The following is a 15,459-nucleotide window of genomic DNA, read 5'->3' as shown; positions in this document are numbered from 1 at the left end:
CATACAAACCACGTATCACACTGCCATTAACGGATGCCGTTCGAGCATCGTGATTTAACACTGAGGTGTTTTATGGCTGAAAACAGTTTACCTGCATCGACCTCCTCGTCCCACAGCGGACGCCCGAACCTTAACCGCGGCAACGGTCCAGCCTCACGCCTGATCTTTGTACTGTTGCTGATTGCTGGGCTGATGTATGCCGGCATTAACCTGTTTAACGACGTGGAAGAGACCGGCGCGCCGGTCACCAGTTATACGCCGTTCGTACTGCTTGGCGTGGCGCTGATCATCGCGCTCGGCTTTGAATTTGTGAACGGTTTCCACGATACCGCCAACGCCGTGGCTACGGTGATCTACACCCATTCGCTGTCGCCGGGCGTGGCGGTGATGTGGTCCGGTTTCTGTAACTTTTTGGGCGTGCTGCTCTCCAGCGGCGTGGTGGCGTTCGGCATTATCTCGCTGTTGCCGGTGGAGCTGATTCTGCAGGCGGGCAGCGGCCACGGCTTCGCCATGGTGTATGCGCTGCTGTTCTCGGCGATTATCTGGAACCTCGGCACCTGGTATTTCGGTTTGCCGGCCTCCTCTTCGCATACGTTGATCGGTTCGATCATCGGCGTCGGCGTGGCGAACGCCTTGCTGCATGGCCGCAGCGGCACCAGCGGCGTGGATTGGGATCAGGCGATTAAAGTCGGTTACGCGCTGCTGCTGTCGCCGATTGTTGGCTTCGTCTGCGCCGCGCTGCTGCTGCTGGCGATGAAAGCCTTTATCCGCAATCGCCAGCTGTATGAAGCGCCGAAGGGCAATCAGCCGCCGCCGGTATGGATTCGCGGCTTGCTGATCCTCACCTGCACCGGCGTCTCTTTCGCGCATGGCTCGAATGACGGCCAAAAAGGCATGGGCTTAATCATGTTGATTCTGGTCGGCACCATGCCGATTGCCTATGCGCTGAACCGCTCGCTGCCGCCGGAACAGATTCCGCGCGTCGCCGCCTTAACTCAGGTGACGGAACAGCAGCTGTTGATGCTGCAACCAGCGCCCGCCGCCATGCCCGCACCGCGTGAAGTGCTGACCGAATTCGTGCGTACCAACCAAAATCGCCCGCAAGTGTTACCGGCGCTCGGCATGATGCTCGGCGATATTGGCGATCAGATTCGCCGCTACGGCGCGGTGGAGAATATTCCGGCGCAGGCGGTGACTAACACGCGAAACGACATGTATCTGGCATCGGAAACCATCAAGCATCTGCAAAATGCCAAAGTGACGCTGCCGGAAGAGACCGCACGCAACCTGGCGGCGGTGAAGAAAGAGCTGGATGCCGCGACGCGCTTTATCCCGATGTGGGTGAAAGTGGTGGTGGCGATAGCGCTGGGCCTCGGCACCATGGTTGGCTGGCGTCGCATTGTGGTCACGGTGGGCGAACGCATCGGTAAAACCCATCTCACCTACGCGCAAGGAGCCAGCGCCGAACTGGTGGCGATGGCGACCATCGGCGCGGCGGATGTGTTTGGCCTGCCGGTTTCCACCACGCATGTGCTCTCTTCGGGCGTCGCCGGATCGATGGCCGCCAACCGTTCAGGTTTGCAACTTTCCACCATTCGCAATCTGGCGATGGCGTGGGTGCTGACGCTGCCGGTTTCTGTTTTACTTTCGGGGCTCCTTTACGCCCTGTTTATCCACCTGTAACGGGAGAAAATGATGGCGACCCACGACAATAGCTTCCACAGCGAGACCTTTAATCAGCGTCTGCTGCAGGAGTTTTACGACAGCTACGACGAAGAGCTGGAGATGGAGCTGGATGACCTGCGTTTTAATGACAGCGGCGAGCCGCAGGCGGATGACGATAAAGCCTTTCGTCGCCGCTATTTCCGCGAACTGCTGCATCTGCAAGGCGAGCTGGTGAAGCTGCAGGATTGGGTGATGCGCACCGGACATCGCGTGGTGATTCTGTTTGAAGGGCGCGATGCGGCGGGGAAAGGCGGCGTCATCAAACGCATCACCCAGCGCCTCAATCCGCGCACCTGTCGCGTAGCCGCTCTGCCCGCGCCTAACGATCGCGAGAAAACGCAGTGGTATTTTCAGCGCTATATCGCCCATCTGCCGGCAGCCGGTGAGATCGTGATGTTTGACCGCAGCTGGTATAACCGCGCGGGCGTTGAGCGCGTGATGGGTTTCTGTAACGAAGATGAAGTGGAAGAGTTTTACCGCAGCGTGCCGGAGTTTGAAAAAATGCTGACGCGCAGCGGCATCCAGATCATCAAATACTGGTTCTCGATCACCGATGAGGAGCAGGAGCTGCGCTTCCTCAGCCGTATTCACGATCCGCTTAAACAGTGGAAGCTGAGCCCGATGGATCTCGAAAGCCGTCGTCGCTGGGAAGATTACACCGAGGCAAAAGAGGAGATGCTGGATCGCACCAACATCCCCGAAGCACCGTGGTGGGTGGTGCAAGGCGTGGACAAGAAACGCGCGCGCCTTAACTGCATCAGCCATTTGCTGCAGCAGATGCCGTACGAAGAGAGCGAAGCCAAACCGATTATGTTACCGCCGCGCGAACGTTCTGAAGACTATCGCCGCGCACCGGTACCCGAGCACATGGTGGTGCCGGAGAAATACTAAAGCGCTTGCGCGGCCGTCTGGCTGCGGTGCTGCTGGTGCAGGCGCAGCGTAATCATAAACGCGCCCAACACCATCAGCGCTGCCGCCAGATAGACCGATTGCATGCCCCAATGACCCATCAGCAAGCCCGCTACCGGCCCAGTTAATCCCAGCCCTAAATCAAGAAACGCCGAATAGGTGCCGAGCGCCGAACCCTGATCCTGCTGCTGGACGCGCTTCACCGCTTCCACGCCCAGCGCCGGGAACACCAGCGAGAAACCGCCGCCGGTAAGGAACGCGCCCAAATCCACCAGCCAGATACTGTCGGCCTGCCAAATCAGCAGCAATCCGGCACACTCCAGCACAAACGACACCAGCGCCACTTTCAGGCCACCAAAACGCGTGATGTAACGACCAAAACCGAGGCGCACAATCACAAAGCCAAGGCTGAACAGCGTCAGCGCGAACGCGGCTCCGCTCCAGTCGCGGCTGGCGAAATAGAGGGTGATAAAGGTGGAGATCACGCCGAAGCCGATGGTGCCAAAACCGAGCGCCAGGCCAAACATCCACACGCGGCTAACCACGCGATGAAACGGAATGCGCACGCCGGCGGTAACGCTGACGCCCGCTTTGCAGCTCGCCATCCAGAATCCGGCAACGCCCATGATCGCCACCAAACCGGCAAAGCCGCTGATGCCAAACCACTGATTAAGCAGCACGCCAAGCGGCGCACCAATCGCCATGGCGAAATAGGTCGCCACGCCGTTCCACGAGATCACGCGCGCGGTTTGCAGCGGGCCGACAATGTTCATGCCCCACAGCGTCGATCCGGTGCTGCTGAAGCTTTCGCCGACGCCGAGGAATAAGCGCCCCGCCGCCAGCAGCGCCAGGCTTAGCAGCGGCATATCGCTGCACAGCGCGGCGATAATCGATAACACGCCGCTCATGCCGCAGAAGACCAATCCCATCATCACCACGCGTTTTGGACCGTACCGATCCGCCAGACGACCGGAGTGCGGGCGACTTAACAGCGTGGCGAAGTACTGCAGGCTGATAATCAATCCGGCGATGAATGAGCTGAATCCAAGCTGGTTATGCACGAATCCCGGCAGCACTGCCAGCGGCAAACCCACCGAAAGGTAGCAAAAGAAGGTGAAGACAATGACGGAGAGAATACGTTTATTTAACTGAGCGTTACTCAGTACAGCGGCGTCAGACATGGAAGGTGGCGTCGGGCATGATGATGAAATTGAACGACAACTATAACCTTAGCGTGCTAAGAGATCGCGGATTTTTTAGTTATAAAGTTTTAATCGTTTTTTTAGGAGAGGTCACCATGAATGGCGTAATGCTTGTCAGTTAAGCCAACGATGAGTGCGCAGGCCGGGGCCACTTTTGGTCCTGCGGTCCTCGCGCCGCTATCGCGGTACCTTCACTTTGCTCGTCTGCCTGACGGACCGGCGGAGACGGGACCTCCATGTCCCGGCTCCGCCTTTCGCCCGCGTCCTGCGGGCTCTCCTGGCTTCCTCGCTTCGTTCAGCGCTGCGGATTGCCTGCCCAAAAGCGACCCCGGCCTGCTTCTTAGCTTCCGTGCGTGTTGTTGAAAACGGCTCAATTTTGAGAGGCGCTGGCGCGTCTGCTGCGGCAAAAGGGCCATTCGCAGCGCTGCGGCTTTTACGTTGGGCCAGGAGCCTCGCGCATGGATGCGTGAGGCAGTTCGGGGCCGGCCAGGACGGCCGATCCGCGAACGGTCCGTTGGCACGACGTGAAAGCCGAAGGCACCGCGCTAGCGGCGCGAGGACGGCCCGTGACGCAGCAGATGTGTCAGAGCCCGCACCAGTTTAAAGCAACATGCTTTCTTAACTGACGAGTATTACGCCATGAATGGCGACCCTACGAGGATTTGATTAATGCTGCGGCATGGCGCTCGATTGCGGTGGCGATGTCGGCGGAGACTTTGAGGGTGCGGACTTCGCTGAATAAGCCGTCGGCTTGGTGATACGCCTTGCGCAGGTAGCCAAGCCACTGCTTGATGCGCGCCACGTGATACATGCCGGTATCGCCCTGCTTTTCCAGCTGGGTATACTTCAGTAACAATGCGACCACATCAGGCCACGGCATCGGTGCTTCGTTGTACTTCACCACGCGCGCCAGATTCGGCACGTTGAGCGCACCGCGCCCAATCATCACCGCATCACAGCCGGTAATACGCATGCAATCCTGCGCATCCTGCCAGTTCCAGATTTCACCGTTGGCGATCACCGGAATGCGTAAACGCTGGCGGATTTCGCCAATCGCCTGCCAGTTAATGCTTTCGGCGCGATAGCCATCTTCTTTGGTACGGCCGTGCACCACCAATTCGCTGGCACCGGCTTGCTGCACCGCATCGGCGATCTCAAAGCGACGATCGCCGGAATCCCAGCCAAGGCGCACTTTCACCGTCACCGGCAGATGATCCGGCACCGCTTCACGCATCGCTTTCGCGCCGCGATAGATCAGTTCGGGATCTTTCAGCAAGGTGGCGCCGCCGCCGCTGCCGTTTACCAGCTTCGACGGACAGCCGCAGTTGAGATCGACGCCCCAGGAACCGAGTTCCACCGCGCGCGCGGCGTTCTCTGCTAGCCACTCGGGATATTGCCCGAGCAGCTGCATGCGAACGCGCGTGCCTGACGGCGTGCGGCTGTGGTTATGCAGCTCAGGACACAAACGATAGAAGGATTTTACCGGCAGCAGCTGATCGACCACGCGCAAAAACTCGGTCACGCATAAGTCATAATCATTAACCCCGGAGAGCAGCTCACGCACCAGCGAATCAAGCACGCCCTCCATCGGCGCCAGCAAAACCCTCATGACGTTAGGCGTTCCCGGTTTTCTTTGGTGCCGGGCGACGACGACCGCTGTTGGCGGCTGGCGCGGCCTGCGCTGGACGACGCGCTGGACGCGCTTCACCCTGCGGACGTGGTGCATTGCCGCTGTGTGGACGAGAGACGTTGCCGCCCTGTCCGCGACCCTGGCCTTGACCACGTCCACCTTGGCCGCGACCGCCGCCCTGCTGCTGACGACCGTTCTGGATGGGCTCGGCTTTGATGCTTGGATCGACTTCGAAACCAGGCAGCTCGATGCGCGGGATTTCACGCTTCAGCAGACGCTCAATGTCACGCAGCAGTTTGTGTTCATCCACACACACCAGCGACAGTGCCGCGCCGGTAGCAGCTGCACGGCCGGTACGACCGATACGGTGCACGTAATCTTCCGCCACGTTTGGCAGCTCGTAGTTCACCACGTGTGGCAGCTCTTCGATATCCAGACCACGCGCCGCGATGTCGGTGGCGACCAACACGCGAATGCCGCCAGATTTGAAGTCAGCCAATGCACGGGTACGCGCGCCCTGGCTCTTGTTACCGTGGATCGCGGCGGCAGTGATGCCGTCTTTGTTCAGCTGTTCAGCCAGGTGGTTGGCGCCGTGTTTGGTACGGGTGAACACCAGCACTTGCTGCCAGTTATCACGACCAATCATCAGCGACAGCAGTTCCCGCTTGCGCTTCTTATCCACGAAGTGCACTTGCTGAGAAACCTGCTCAGATGCGGTGTTACGACGCGCCACTTCAACCTGTTCTGGGTTGGTGAGCAGTTTTTCCGCCAGCGTTTTGATCTCGTCAGAGAAGGTGGCCGAGAACAGCAGGTTCTGACGCTTAGCAGGCAGACGCGCCAGCACGCGACGGATGTCGTGGATGAAGCCCATGTCGAGCATGCGATCCGCTTCATCCAGCACGAGGATTTCAACCTGTGACAGATCAACCGCGTTCTGGTGTGCCAGATCGAGCAGACGGCCCGGTGTTGCCACCAATACGTCAACGCCGCCGCGCAGTTTCATCATCTGCGGGTTGATGCTCACGCCGCCGAAGACCACCAGCGAACGGATATCCAGATATTGGCTGTACTCACGCACGTTCTCGCCAACCTGAGCCGCCAGTTCGCGGGTTGGGGTCAGGATCAGCGCACGCACCGGACGACGGCCACGCGCCGTGGACGGTTTTGCAGTCAGACGCTGCAGCAATGGCAGCGTAAAGCCGGCGGTTTTACCGGTGCCGGTTTGGGCGCTCGCCAGCAGGTCACGACCAGCCAGCACCACAGGAATTGCCTGACGCTGAATCGGCGTCGGCTCTTGGTAGCCTTGTTCTGCTACCGCACGCAAAATATCGGCACTTAAGCCGAGAGAGTCAAATGACATGCAGGTGTATTACTCCGAACCGTCCTGATCGCCGTGGGCGATGTAGTTTTCAGGAGGGATATGACGCAAGCGCGAGGCTCACGTGTGAAAAGGGCACAAACTACCATGCGTAAGGGCGCGAGTTTAGCAGCTTTCCGCGCGTACAGCATCCATAAAAAAAGGAGCCGCATTCGGCTCCTTTTTGTCAGGTCCGCAGGGTTGCGGTCCCTAATCAATCAACTGCGCTTCTTCTCGATGCGCTGGACCGGCTCTTTCGCCAGCAGTGATACCAGCGCCGGTCCCACCAACATCACCACGCCGAGAATACCAATCAGCAGGTTGTTGTGGATAAAGCGGGAGATCAGGAACAGCGTTAACATCGCTGCGCCAAAGTAGTACGTGGTGGTCACCTCTTCGAGGGAATCACCCATTCTACGTAAACGGGCACTACGCTGCATGACCAGCATGGTAATGAATACCACCGCATAAGCTGCCACCAGGGTACTGCTCACTTCAACCAGCGCCCTATGTTTCCAGCCCCAAACCAGCGCGGCAATCACCAGCAGGTGCATTGCAATGTGCAAACAGGTTTGTCCGGTAACAATCTGAACACGATTAGACCATTTCATTCTCTTCTCCTGGCAGACCCAACAGGTCGCCCAAGTGTATCTGGCTGGAGGCCAGACGAACGTCCTCAATGTAAAGCAAATTTCGGATTACGCCCTAATTTTCTGCCCTTAACACCATCCATTTGTGACAAAGACTACACTTTGTGCTGTTGATGATGAAAAGGAGCGCGTCGAAGTATGCCACAAAATACGCAAGGATTTTCATTTAAAGTCCTGACGATCAATACCCACAAGGGGTTCACCAGCTTTAATCGCCGCTTTATCCTGCCGGAATTGCGCGACGCAGTCCGCGCCACATCGGCGGATATCGTCTTCCTGCAAGAGGTGATGGGCACCCACGCCATCCATTCACTGAACATCGAAAACTGGCCGGAAACCTCACATTACGAGTTTCTGGCCGATACCATGTGGAACGATTTCGCCTATGGCCGCAACGCCGTTTATCCCGAGGGACATCACGGGAACGCGATATTGTCACGATTTCCCATCGTTGAATATGAAAACCGCGATATTTCCGTCGCCGGAAGTGAAAAGCGCGGCATGTTGCACTGCCAAATTCGCCTGCCGGATCGTGCTGAGCCGCTGCATGTGTTCTGCGTACATCTCGGTCTGAAGGAGAAGCATCGTCAGGCGCAGATGAAGATGATGTGCGACTTCATTGATACGCTGCCGCCCAATGCGCCCTTGGTGGTGGCCGGTGATTTTAATGACTGGCAGGTCAGCGCCAATCGCTTTCTCAAGCGCGCGGTGGGCTTAGAGGAAGTGTTCAGTATCAAAACTGGCCGCCCTGCCCGCACTTTTCCGGCACGTTTTCCGTTGTTACGGCTTGATCGTATCTACATCCGCAACGCCACGGTCAGTAAGCCGTGGGCGCTGCCGGTTAAACCCTGGTCACACCTGTCCGATCATGCGCCATTAGCGGTGGAGATTTTCCTATGAGTTTCAATTGGCGCGACGGTAATCAGCTCCGTTTGCTTGAGAACGGTGACGAATTTTTCCCGCGCGTGTGGGGCGCGATTCAGCGTGCCGAACGCACGCTGCTGCTGGAAACCTTTATCCTGTTTGAGGATGAAGTGGGCAACGACCTGCACGAAGCTCTGCTGCACGCAGCGCAGCGCGGGGTGAAAGTTGAAGTGATGGTCGATGGCTACGGCTCGCCGGATCTATCCGATCGCTTTGTCGATAGCCTGACCGCCGCTGGCGTGCGTTTTATCTATTACGATCCGCGTCCGCTGGTGCTCGGTATGCGCACTAACGTGTTTCGTCGCCTGCACCGCAAAATTGTGGTGATTGATGAAGCGATCGCCTTTGTCGGCGGCATCAACTTCTCCGCTGAACACAACATCGATTTCGGTGCAGAAGCCAAGCAGGATTATGCGGTGGAGGTGAAAGGTCCGGTGGTGCTGGATATTGCCCAATACGTGCAGCAACAGATGGGCAGCGAACAGCACACGCGGCGCTGGTGGGGTGCGCGTTCCCACCGCCCAGCGGTTAACGCCATGCCCGGTGAAGCGCAGGTGCTGTTTGTCTATCGCGATAACGACGAACACCGCGACGACATTGAGCAGCACTATCTCGCCATGCTGCGCAAGGCACAGAAGGATGTGATCATCGCCAACGCTTACTTCTTTCCCGGCTATCGTCTGCTGCGCGAGATGCGCAGCGCGGCACAGCGCGGCGTGCGCGTCAGGCTGATTGTGCAGGGCGAACCCGATATGCCGATCGTTAAAGTTGGGGCCGAGTTGCTGTACAACTATTTGGTCGATGGTGGCGTAGAAGTGTATGAATACTGCCGCCGCCCGCTGCACGGCAAAATTGCGGTGCAGGATCAGCAGTGGTCCACGGTCGGTTCCAGCAACCTTGATCCGCTGAGTTTATCCCTCAATCTCGAAGCCAATTTGATGGTGCACGATCGCGCCTTCAATCAGACGCTGCGCGACAATCTGGAGCTGCTGATTCAGCAGGACTGTGTGCGCGTGGAAGATGACAAGCTGCCGCCGCGCAACTGGTGGCAGCTGACCAAAGGCGTGATTGTGTTCCACTTTTTACGCCACTTCCCGGCCATCGCCGGTTGGTTACCTGCGCATACGCCGCGCTTGTCGCAGGTTGCGCCGCCGGTGCAGCCTGAAATGGAAACCCAGGATCGGGTTGAAGCCGATAATTCAGGAGCGAAACCCTAATGTCGAAAAAGAATCCGCGCTGGCAACTGGCGAAGAAAATCCTCACCTGGCTGTTTTTTATCGCGGTGATTGTGCTGCTGGTGGTGTATGCGCGTAAGGTGAACTGGGAAGACGTTTATACAGTGATCGTCGGCTACAACCGCTATGTAGTGCTGAGCGCCGCCGCGCTGGTGGTGGTGAGTTATCTGACTTACGGCCTTTACGACCTGATTGGACGCGCCTACTGCGGCCATAAGCTGGCGAAACGTCAGGTGATGCTGGTGTCGTTTATCTGCTATGCCTTCAACCTGACGCTCAGCACCTGGGTTGGCGGCGTGGCGATGCGTTATCGGCTCTACTCGCGTCTCGGTTTGCCGGGCAACACCATTACACGCATCTTCTCGCTGAGCATCGCCACCAACTGGCTTGGCTACATTCTGCTGGCCGGCGTGGTGTTTGCGGCGGGCATGGTGCCAATTCCTTCTGGTTGGTTCATTGGCGAAACCACCCTGCGCATTATTGGCGCGGTGCTGCTGGTGATGGTGGCCGTCTATTTGTGGGCGTGCGCCTTCGCGAAGAAGCGCCGCTGGACGGTAAATGGCCAGCATCTGCAGCTGCCTTCGCTGCGCATGGCGCTGTTCCAGTTTGCCGTCTCTTGCGCCAACTGGATGGTGATGGGCATGATTATCTGGCTGCTGCTGGCACGTCAGGTGGATTATCCGATTGTGTTAGGCGTGCTGTTGATCAGCAGTATCGCGGGCGTGATTATTCATATTCCCGCGGGGATTGGCGTGCTGGAGGCGGTATTTTTGGCGCTGCTGAGTGGGCAACATGCCTCGCACGGCAGCATTATCGCGGCGTTGCTGGCTTATCGCGTGCTCTACTTTATCCTGCCGCTGTTGGTGGCATTGGTGCTCTATTTGTGGCTGGAGAGCCGCGCGAAGCATTTGCGGCAGAAGAATGAGCAGAAGATGGAGAAATCGGTTTCGCGCTAGTTTTGTGCGGGATTCCCCTCACCCTGGCCCTCTCCCGCAGGCGGGAGAGGGGACGGATTGGTGCAGACCGCACGCGGGAGAGGGAACAGTTTGGTGCGTGGTTTAGCGGCGGTTGCCGAAGATGCGCAGCAGCATCAGGAACAGGTTGATAAAGTCGAGATACAGCGTTAACGCGCCCATGATTGAGGCGCGACGCAGGTTCTCTTTGTCATTGACGTTGATGTTCTCGCCAATCGCCTTCAGCCTCTGCGTGTCATAGGCGGTTAAGCCAACAAACACCACCACGCCGATATAGGTAATCGCCCACATCAGCGCCGGGCTTTTCAGCCAGAAGTTCACCAGCGACGCCAGCAAAATACCGATCAGCGCCATAAACAGCAGACTGCCAAAACGGCTCAGGTCGCGCTTGGTGGTGTAACCGTAGAAGCTCATGGCACCGAACATCCCGGCCGTCACAAAGAAGGTGCTGGCAATCGATGAGTAGGTGTAGACGAGGAAAATACTCGCCATTGTCAGACCGGTCAGCGCCGAATAGAGCATAAACAGCGCGGTAGCCACTGCGCCGCTCATGCGTTGCACCATGCCAGACAGCACAAACACCAGCGCCAGTTGCGCGATGATCAGACCAAAGAAAGTGATACGGTTAGCAAACACCAATTCCATTACTGCAGGTGTACGGGCAGCAAACCACGAAACAAACGCGGTGAGCAGCAAGCCACAGGTCATCCAGCCATACACCTGCGCCATGTAGGTCTGCAGCGAAGTGGATGCCTGCTGCACGATTGAATCATTACGTGGATATCGATCCATGAAGCGCCTCATTAAATGTTAGACAAACTCTGTAAGTGTGGAGTGTACACCCGTTTGCGTCAACGGCGCGTCAAGCACTGTTGATAGCGGCCATTAACGCGCTGGGCAAACCACGCGGTGGTGAGATTGCGGGTGATTTTCGGGCTCTCCAGCTTGATGCCCGGCAGCATTTCGCGCGGCAGACGTTTTCCGGCCATCTTATCGGCAAGAATAAAGGTCTGCTTCCACAGCGTGCTTTTGGCAAAATCTTCAGTGTCGCCCTTCTCCAAATCGCGGCGGATTTCACGATTGCTCATATCCAGCTGCTTGCTCAGGCTGCGCACCGCCAATTCGGTGGAGCTGGCCTGCTCGCTGCCATACATAATCAAATCGCCATCCAGTTCCAGCTTGATGCCGCTGGCGCGCGCAATCGCCGCCTGGAATGCCGCGTTGCGGCTGGCGTACCAACCGGCGTTGAAGTCGGCAAAGCGATAGAGCGGCTGGCTATAATCGGCCGGATAGCCAAGCAGATGCAGCGTGCCGAAATAGATACCACCGCGACGCGTGAAGACTTCTCGACGAATCGAGCCGTCAACCGCATACGGATAGCCTTTGGCGTGCGCTTCCGCAAACTCAATACTGACCTGCATCGGCCCGCCAGTATGAATCGGGTTAAGATTGCCAAACAGCTTCTGCCCCATCGGCACCATATCGATAAAATCATCAAAGATGGCGCTCAGCTCTTTCTCGCTGCGCACTTTATCCAGACGCGCGGCATAGCTTTCACCGTTCGGCGATTTGATTAACAGTGCGGTGCGCACCAGAAATGCCGGAACGTGCACTTTGGCGGCGCGGCGATCGATTTCGCCCCAGGCGATTTTCGGCAAGCCCGGCACTTCCGCATCAGCACTGAAGTTGGATTCCTGATCGGTGACGGCAATGACCGCGCAGATGTTGCCGACGCTGGCATCGATTTGCTGCACGCGGAACGCGGTATAGATGTCGTCGGCCCAGGCGGATTTTTGCTTCACGTCGCTGGGCAACAACTGCTGGATTTGGCTTTTCACATCGGCGGGCTGACGCGCTGGCACCTGCGGCTCTTTTTTAGTGCTACAACCAACCAGTACCAGCGCAGCCAGCAATGCTGCGCCTTTCATCATCTTGCTCGTGTTCATCCTGCTCCCTGACGCCAACAAAAACCGTACCTTAACGTTTTCAGTGGCCTGCCGCTATCGGAGCCGGAGGATTTTGCGCGCTAGCTCCAGCGCTCAGCAGCCTGATGATCGCTGTCACGCGCATCAACCCAGCGTTCGCCTGCGGCAGTGGCTTCGCGCTTCCAGAACGGCGCACGAGTTTTCAGGTAATCCATGATGAACTCGGTAGCGGCGAATGCACTGCCCCGATGCGCGCTGCTGACGCCCACAAACACGATCTCATCGCCGGGGAACAGTTCGCCAACGCGATGAATTACCGTGACCTGCTGCAGCGCCCAGCGTTGACGCGCATCTTCAACGATATCGGCCAGCGCTTTTTCCGTCATGCCGGGATAGTGCTCCAGCGTCAAGGCCGCCACGCTGGTACCGAGATTGTGATTGCGCACTTTGCCGGTAAAGGTGACGACCGCGCCATCGCTGTCATGGGCGGCGAGTTTTCCGTACTCCTCGCCGACGTTGAAAGGTTCTGATCCGACACGAATCCGCGTTTCCATCATCAGCCTCCGGTCACCGGCGGGAAAAAGGCCACTTCATCACCGGCACGTAGCGGATGCGTCATTGGCACCAGCGTTTGGTTAACCGCCGCCAGCAGCTTGCCGGATTCCAGCGCCAGCGCCCAGCGTTCGCCCTTCTCCGCTAATGCCGCGCGCAATGTCGCGACGTCCTCATATTCTGGAGCCAAATCCAGTGAGCTGGTGCCGGTCAATTCACGCACCTGAGCAAAAAACAGCACCTTAATCATGGCTCACCGCCTTGAAGTCGCCGGACTTGCCGCCGCTTTTAGTCAGCAAACGCAGCTGGTCGATGACGATGTCTTTTTGCACCGCTTTGCACATGTCATAGATGGTCAGCGCCGCGACGGATGCCGCCGTCAACGCTTCCATCTCGACGCCAGTTTTGCCGGTCAGACGACACAGCGAGGTGACGCGCACGCGATTATGCTGCGGTTCCGCCAGCAAGGTAACCTCCACTTTGCTCAGCATCAGCGGATGACAGAGCGGAATCAGTTCCCAGGTGCGTTTTGCCGCCTGAATACCGGCGATGCGCGCGGTGGCGAACACGTCACCTTTGTGATGGCTGCCGTCAATAATCATCTGCAGCGTTTCGGCGCTCATCAGCACCAGCGCTTCGGCCTGCGCTTCGCGCACCGTTTCGGTTTTGCCAGAGACATCCACCATGTGGGCTTCGCCAGCGGCATTGATATGAGTTAACGATGACATGCTTACAACTTCTTCAAATGTGAGACGAAATTACACGGACGCGTACGCGCATCCAGCTGATCTTCGATAATGCGCTCCCAGGCGCTGCGGCAGGCGTTGGTCGATCCCGGCACGGCAAAAATCAGCGTCTGATTGGCTAATCCAGCCACCGTGCGCGACTGCAGCGTCGAGCTGCCGATCTCTTCATAGGAGATCATGCGGAACAGCTCGCCAAAGCCTTCGATTTCGCGGTCCAGTAGCGGCAGCAACGCTTCTGGCGTGCTGTTTTTGCTATTGAAACCGGTGCCGCCGTTAACGATCACCACTTGCACATCGTCGCTGGCAATCCAGCGCGATACCGTGGCGCGAATGCGATAGCGGTTATCTGGCACAATCGCGCGATCAACCACCTGATGCCCGGCTTCCGCCAGCGCTTCACGCAGATAATCGCCCGATGTGTCATTGCTGGCATCGCGGCTATCCGAGACGGTCATCACCGCCACATTTAAGGCGACAAATTCGCCGGAAGGTTTACCCATGGCCGTAACTCCTGTGTTTAGCCACCAATAAAGGAGAGATTTTGCGTGATGCCGGTGTTGCCCTGATGCAGGAAATGCGTCTGCTTTTTCTGTCCAAGGCTGTGCGCAATGCGCGCCTGCAACTCGTCTTGCTGATCGTCAGAGGCCAGCAGATCGCGCAGCGACACGCCGCCGTCACCGAACAGGCACAGATGCAGATTGCCCAGAGCCGAGACGCGCAGGCGGTTGCAGCTGGCACAGAAATCTTTCTCGTACGGCATGATCAGGCCGACTTCGCCCTGATAATCGGGATGACGGAACACCTGCGCCGGACCGTCGCTGCGGCCGCGCGGCTGGCGTTGCCAGCCTTGCAGGATCAGCTGGTCGCGGATCACTTCACCGGAGATGTGATGACGGCGGAACAGATCGCTGCCTTCGCCGGTTTCCATTAGTTCGATAAAGCGCAGTTGAATCGGTCGCAGGCGCAGCCACTCGAGGAAGGTGCTGAGGCTGTGGCTGTTCACATCGCGCATCAGCACGCTGTTGACTTTTACTTTCTCGAAACCGGCATCGAAGGCGGCGTCGATTCCCGCCATCACCTCGGCAAATTTGTCCTGGCCGGTAATGGCGTGAAACTGGCGTGCGTCGAGGCTGTCGACGCTAACGTTGATATGAGTGAGACCGGCGGCGCGCCACGCACGTACGTCACGCGCCATGCGGTAACCGTTGGTGGTCATCGCGATTTGGCGAATAGCGGCGTTTTCACGCACGGCGGCGATGATGTCGGTGAAATCGCGACGCATAGAGGGTTCGCCGCCCGTAAGGCGCACTTTTTCCGTGCCCGCCGCCGCAAAGGCACGCGTCACGCGACGAATCTCATCCAGCGAGAGAAAGCTTTTATTGTTCGAACCGTTCGGCTTGTAGCCATTCGGCAAGCAGTAGGTACAACGGAAGTTACACACATCCGTGACCGACAGGCGCAGATAGTAAAAGCTGCGCGCGTAGGCATCTGTAAATTGTGGCACCTGAACACCTTTCCAAAGTCGGGAGATGCAGTCATTTCTTTCTGCACCCTGGCAGCTCAAGGCTGCGGCCTGCCTTCCATATCGTTAACGACTTAGGAAACCAGGCTTGGGAGTTTGTTGTCATTA

General features: G+C 57.8%; 16 protein-coding genes and 1 riboswitch. Of the genes, 5 read left to right on the top strand and 11 right to left on the bottom strand.

All coding sequences use genetic code 11. The features are described 5' to 3' along the window. The first annotated feature begins 72 nt into the window (after positions 1-72). A complete protein-coding gene (locus AC6I8A_RS06480; RefSeq protein WP_293796353.1) occupies positions 73-1,683 on the top strand; it encodes an inorganic phosphate transporter in 1,611 nt (536 codons plus the stop codon). A 12-nt stretch (positions 1,684-1,695) separates the two neighbouring features. Continuing rightward, a complete protein-coding gene (ppk2, locus tag AC6I8A_RS06475) occupies positions 1,696-2,616 on the top strand; it encodes a polyphosphate kinase 2 (RefSeq protein WP_497818936.1) in 921 nt (306 codons plus the stop codon). On the opposite strand, the gene AC6I8A_RS06470 is transcribed toward ppk2, so the two are convergent. The 4 genes from AC6I8A_RS06470 to AC6I8A_RS06455 all read right to left on the bottom strand — a co-directional run bounded on the left by AC6I8A_RS06470 (position 2,613) and on the right by AC6I8A_RS06455 (position 7,434). Then, entirely contained in the window at positions 2,613-3,815 is a 1,203-nt protein-coding gene (locus AC6I8A_RS06470; RefSeq protein ID WP_497818204.1) for an MFS transporter, read from the bottom strand. The genes ppk2 and AC6I8A_RS06470 overlap by 4 nt on opposite strands. A gap of 673 nt (positions 3,816-4,488) precedes the next feature. After that, positions 4,489-5,445, bottom strand: coding sequence for a tRNA dihydrouridine(16) synthase DusC (dusC, locus tag AC6I8A_RS06465; protein ID WP_256695975.1), 957 nt, complete (start codon positions 5,443-5,445; stop codon positions 4,489-4,491). 4 nt (positions 5,446-5,449) lie between these two features. Further along, a complete protein-coding gene (rhlE, locus tag AC6I8A_RS06460) occupies positions 5,450-6,826 on the bottom strand; it encodes an ATP-dependent RNA helicase RhlE (RefSeq protein WP_497818203.1) in 1,377 nt (458 codons plus the stop codon). Positions 6,827-7,041: 215 nt separating this feature from the next. Continuing rightward, complete coding sequence (locus tag AC6I8A_RS06455; protein ID WP_007890591.1) at positions 7,042-7,434, bottom strand: YbhQ family protein; 393 nt, start codon at positions 7,432-7,434, stop codon at positions 7,042-7,044. A gap of 177 nt (positions 7,435-7,611) precedes the next feature. Between AC6I8A_RS06455 and AC6I8A_RS06450 the strand changes: the two genes are divergently transcribed. Genes AC6I8A_RS06450 through AC6I8A_RS06440 form a run of 3 tightly spaced genes read left to right on the top strand, consistent with a single transcriptional unit; the run spans position 7,612 to position 10,588 of the window. After that, the gene (locus AC6I8A_RS06450; protein WP_256695973.1) at positions 7,612-8,373 is read left to right on the top strand and encodes an endonuclease/exonuclease/phosphatase family protein; all 762 of its coding nucleotides are present in this window, start codon (positions 7,612-7,614) and stop codon (positions 8,371-8,373) included. Further along, positions 8,370-9,614 carry a cardiolipin synthase ClsB gene (clsB, locus tag AC6I8A_RS06445; RefSeq protein ID WP_265297345.1) on the top strand — a complete coding sequence of 415 codons (1,245 nt, stop codon included), beginning with the start codon at positions 8,370-8,372 and terminating at the stop codon, positions 9,612-9,614. Before AC6I8A_RS06450 ends, clsB begins: the two co-directional genes overlap by 4 nt. Beyond that, complete coding sequence (locus AC6I8A_RS06440; protein ID WP_497818202.1) at positions 9,614-10,588, top strand: lysylphosphatidylglycerol synthase domain-containing protein; 975 nt, start codon at positions 9,614-9,616, stop codon at positions 10,586-10,588. Before clsB ends, AC6I8A_RS06440 begins: the two co-directional genes overlap by 1 nt. A 102-nt stretch (positions 10,589-10,690) precedes the next feature. On the opposite strand, the gene AC6I8A_RS06435 is transcribed toward AC6I8A_RS06440, so the two are convergent. From AC6I8A_RS06435 to moaA, 7 genes are all read right to left on the bottom strand, one after another. Further along, positions 10,691-11,398, bottom strand: coding sequence for a Bax inhibitor-1/YccA family protein (locus AC6I8A_RS06435; RefSeq protein ID WP_176970992.1), 708 nt, complete (start codon positions 11,396-11,398; stop codon positions 10,691-10,693). Positions 11,399-11,457: 59 nt separating this feature from the next. After that, positions 11,458-12,552, bottom strand: a complete 1,095-nt coding sequence (locus AC6I8A_RS06430; RefSeq protein WP_497818201.1) for a DUF1615 domain-containing protein — start codon at positions 12,550-12,552, stop codon at positions 11,458-11,460. Between the two features lie 80 nt (positions 12,553-12,632). Further along, a complete protein-coding gene (moaE, locus tag AC6I8A_RS06425) occupies positions 12,633-13,088 on the bottom strand; it encodes a molybdopterin synthase catalytic subunit MoaE (RefSeq protein ID WP_293796380.1) in 456 nt (151 codons plus the stop codon). Then, entirely contained in the window at positions 13,088-13,333 is a 246-nt protein-coding gene (gene moaD, locus AC6I8A_RS06420) for a molybdopterin synthase sulfur carrier subunit (protein WP_256695970.1), read from the bottom strand. Before moaD ends, moaE begins: the two co-directional genes overlap by 1 nt. Further along, positions 13,326-13,811 (bottom strand): cyclic pyranopterin monophosphate synthase MoaC, encoded by a 486-nt coding sequence (moaC, locus tag AC6I8A_RS06415; protein ID WP_110865768.1) that lies wholly within the window; start codon positions 13,809-13,811, stop codon positions 13,326-13,328. Before moaC ends, moaD begins: the two co-directional genes overlap by 8 nt. A gap of 2 nt (positions 13,812-13,813) precedes the next feature. Then, positions 13,814-14,329, bottom strand: coding sequence for a molybdenum cofactor biosynthesis protein B (gene moaB / locus AC6I8A_RS06410; protein ID WP_497818200.1), 516 nt, complete (start codon positions 14,327-14,329; stop codon positions 13,814-13,816). 17 nt (positions 14,330-14,346) lie between these two features. Next, complete coding sequence (moaA, locus tag AC6I8A_RS06405; protein ID WP_436332839.1) at positions 14,347-15,333, bottom strand: GTP 3',8-cyclase MoaA; 987 nt, start codon at positions 15,331-15,333, stop codon at positions 14,347-14,349. After that, positions 15,322-15,458: riboswitch (molybdenum cofactor riboswitch) on the bottom strand. (Overlaps the previous gene by 12 nt.) Position 15,459: the final 1 nt, after the last annotated feature.

This window comes from Pantoea sp. X-Soil-ISGK-275, assembly GCF_059730795.1.
This window is presented reverse-complemented; position numbering and strand designations above follow the sequence as displayed.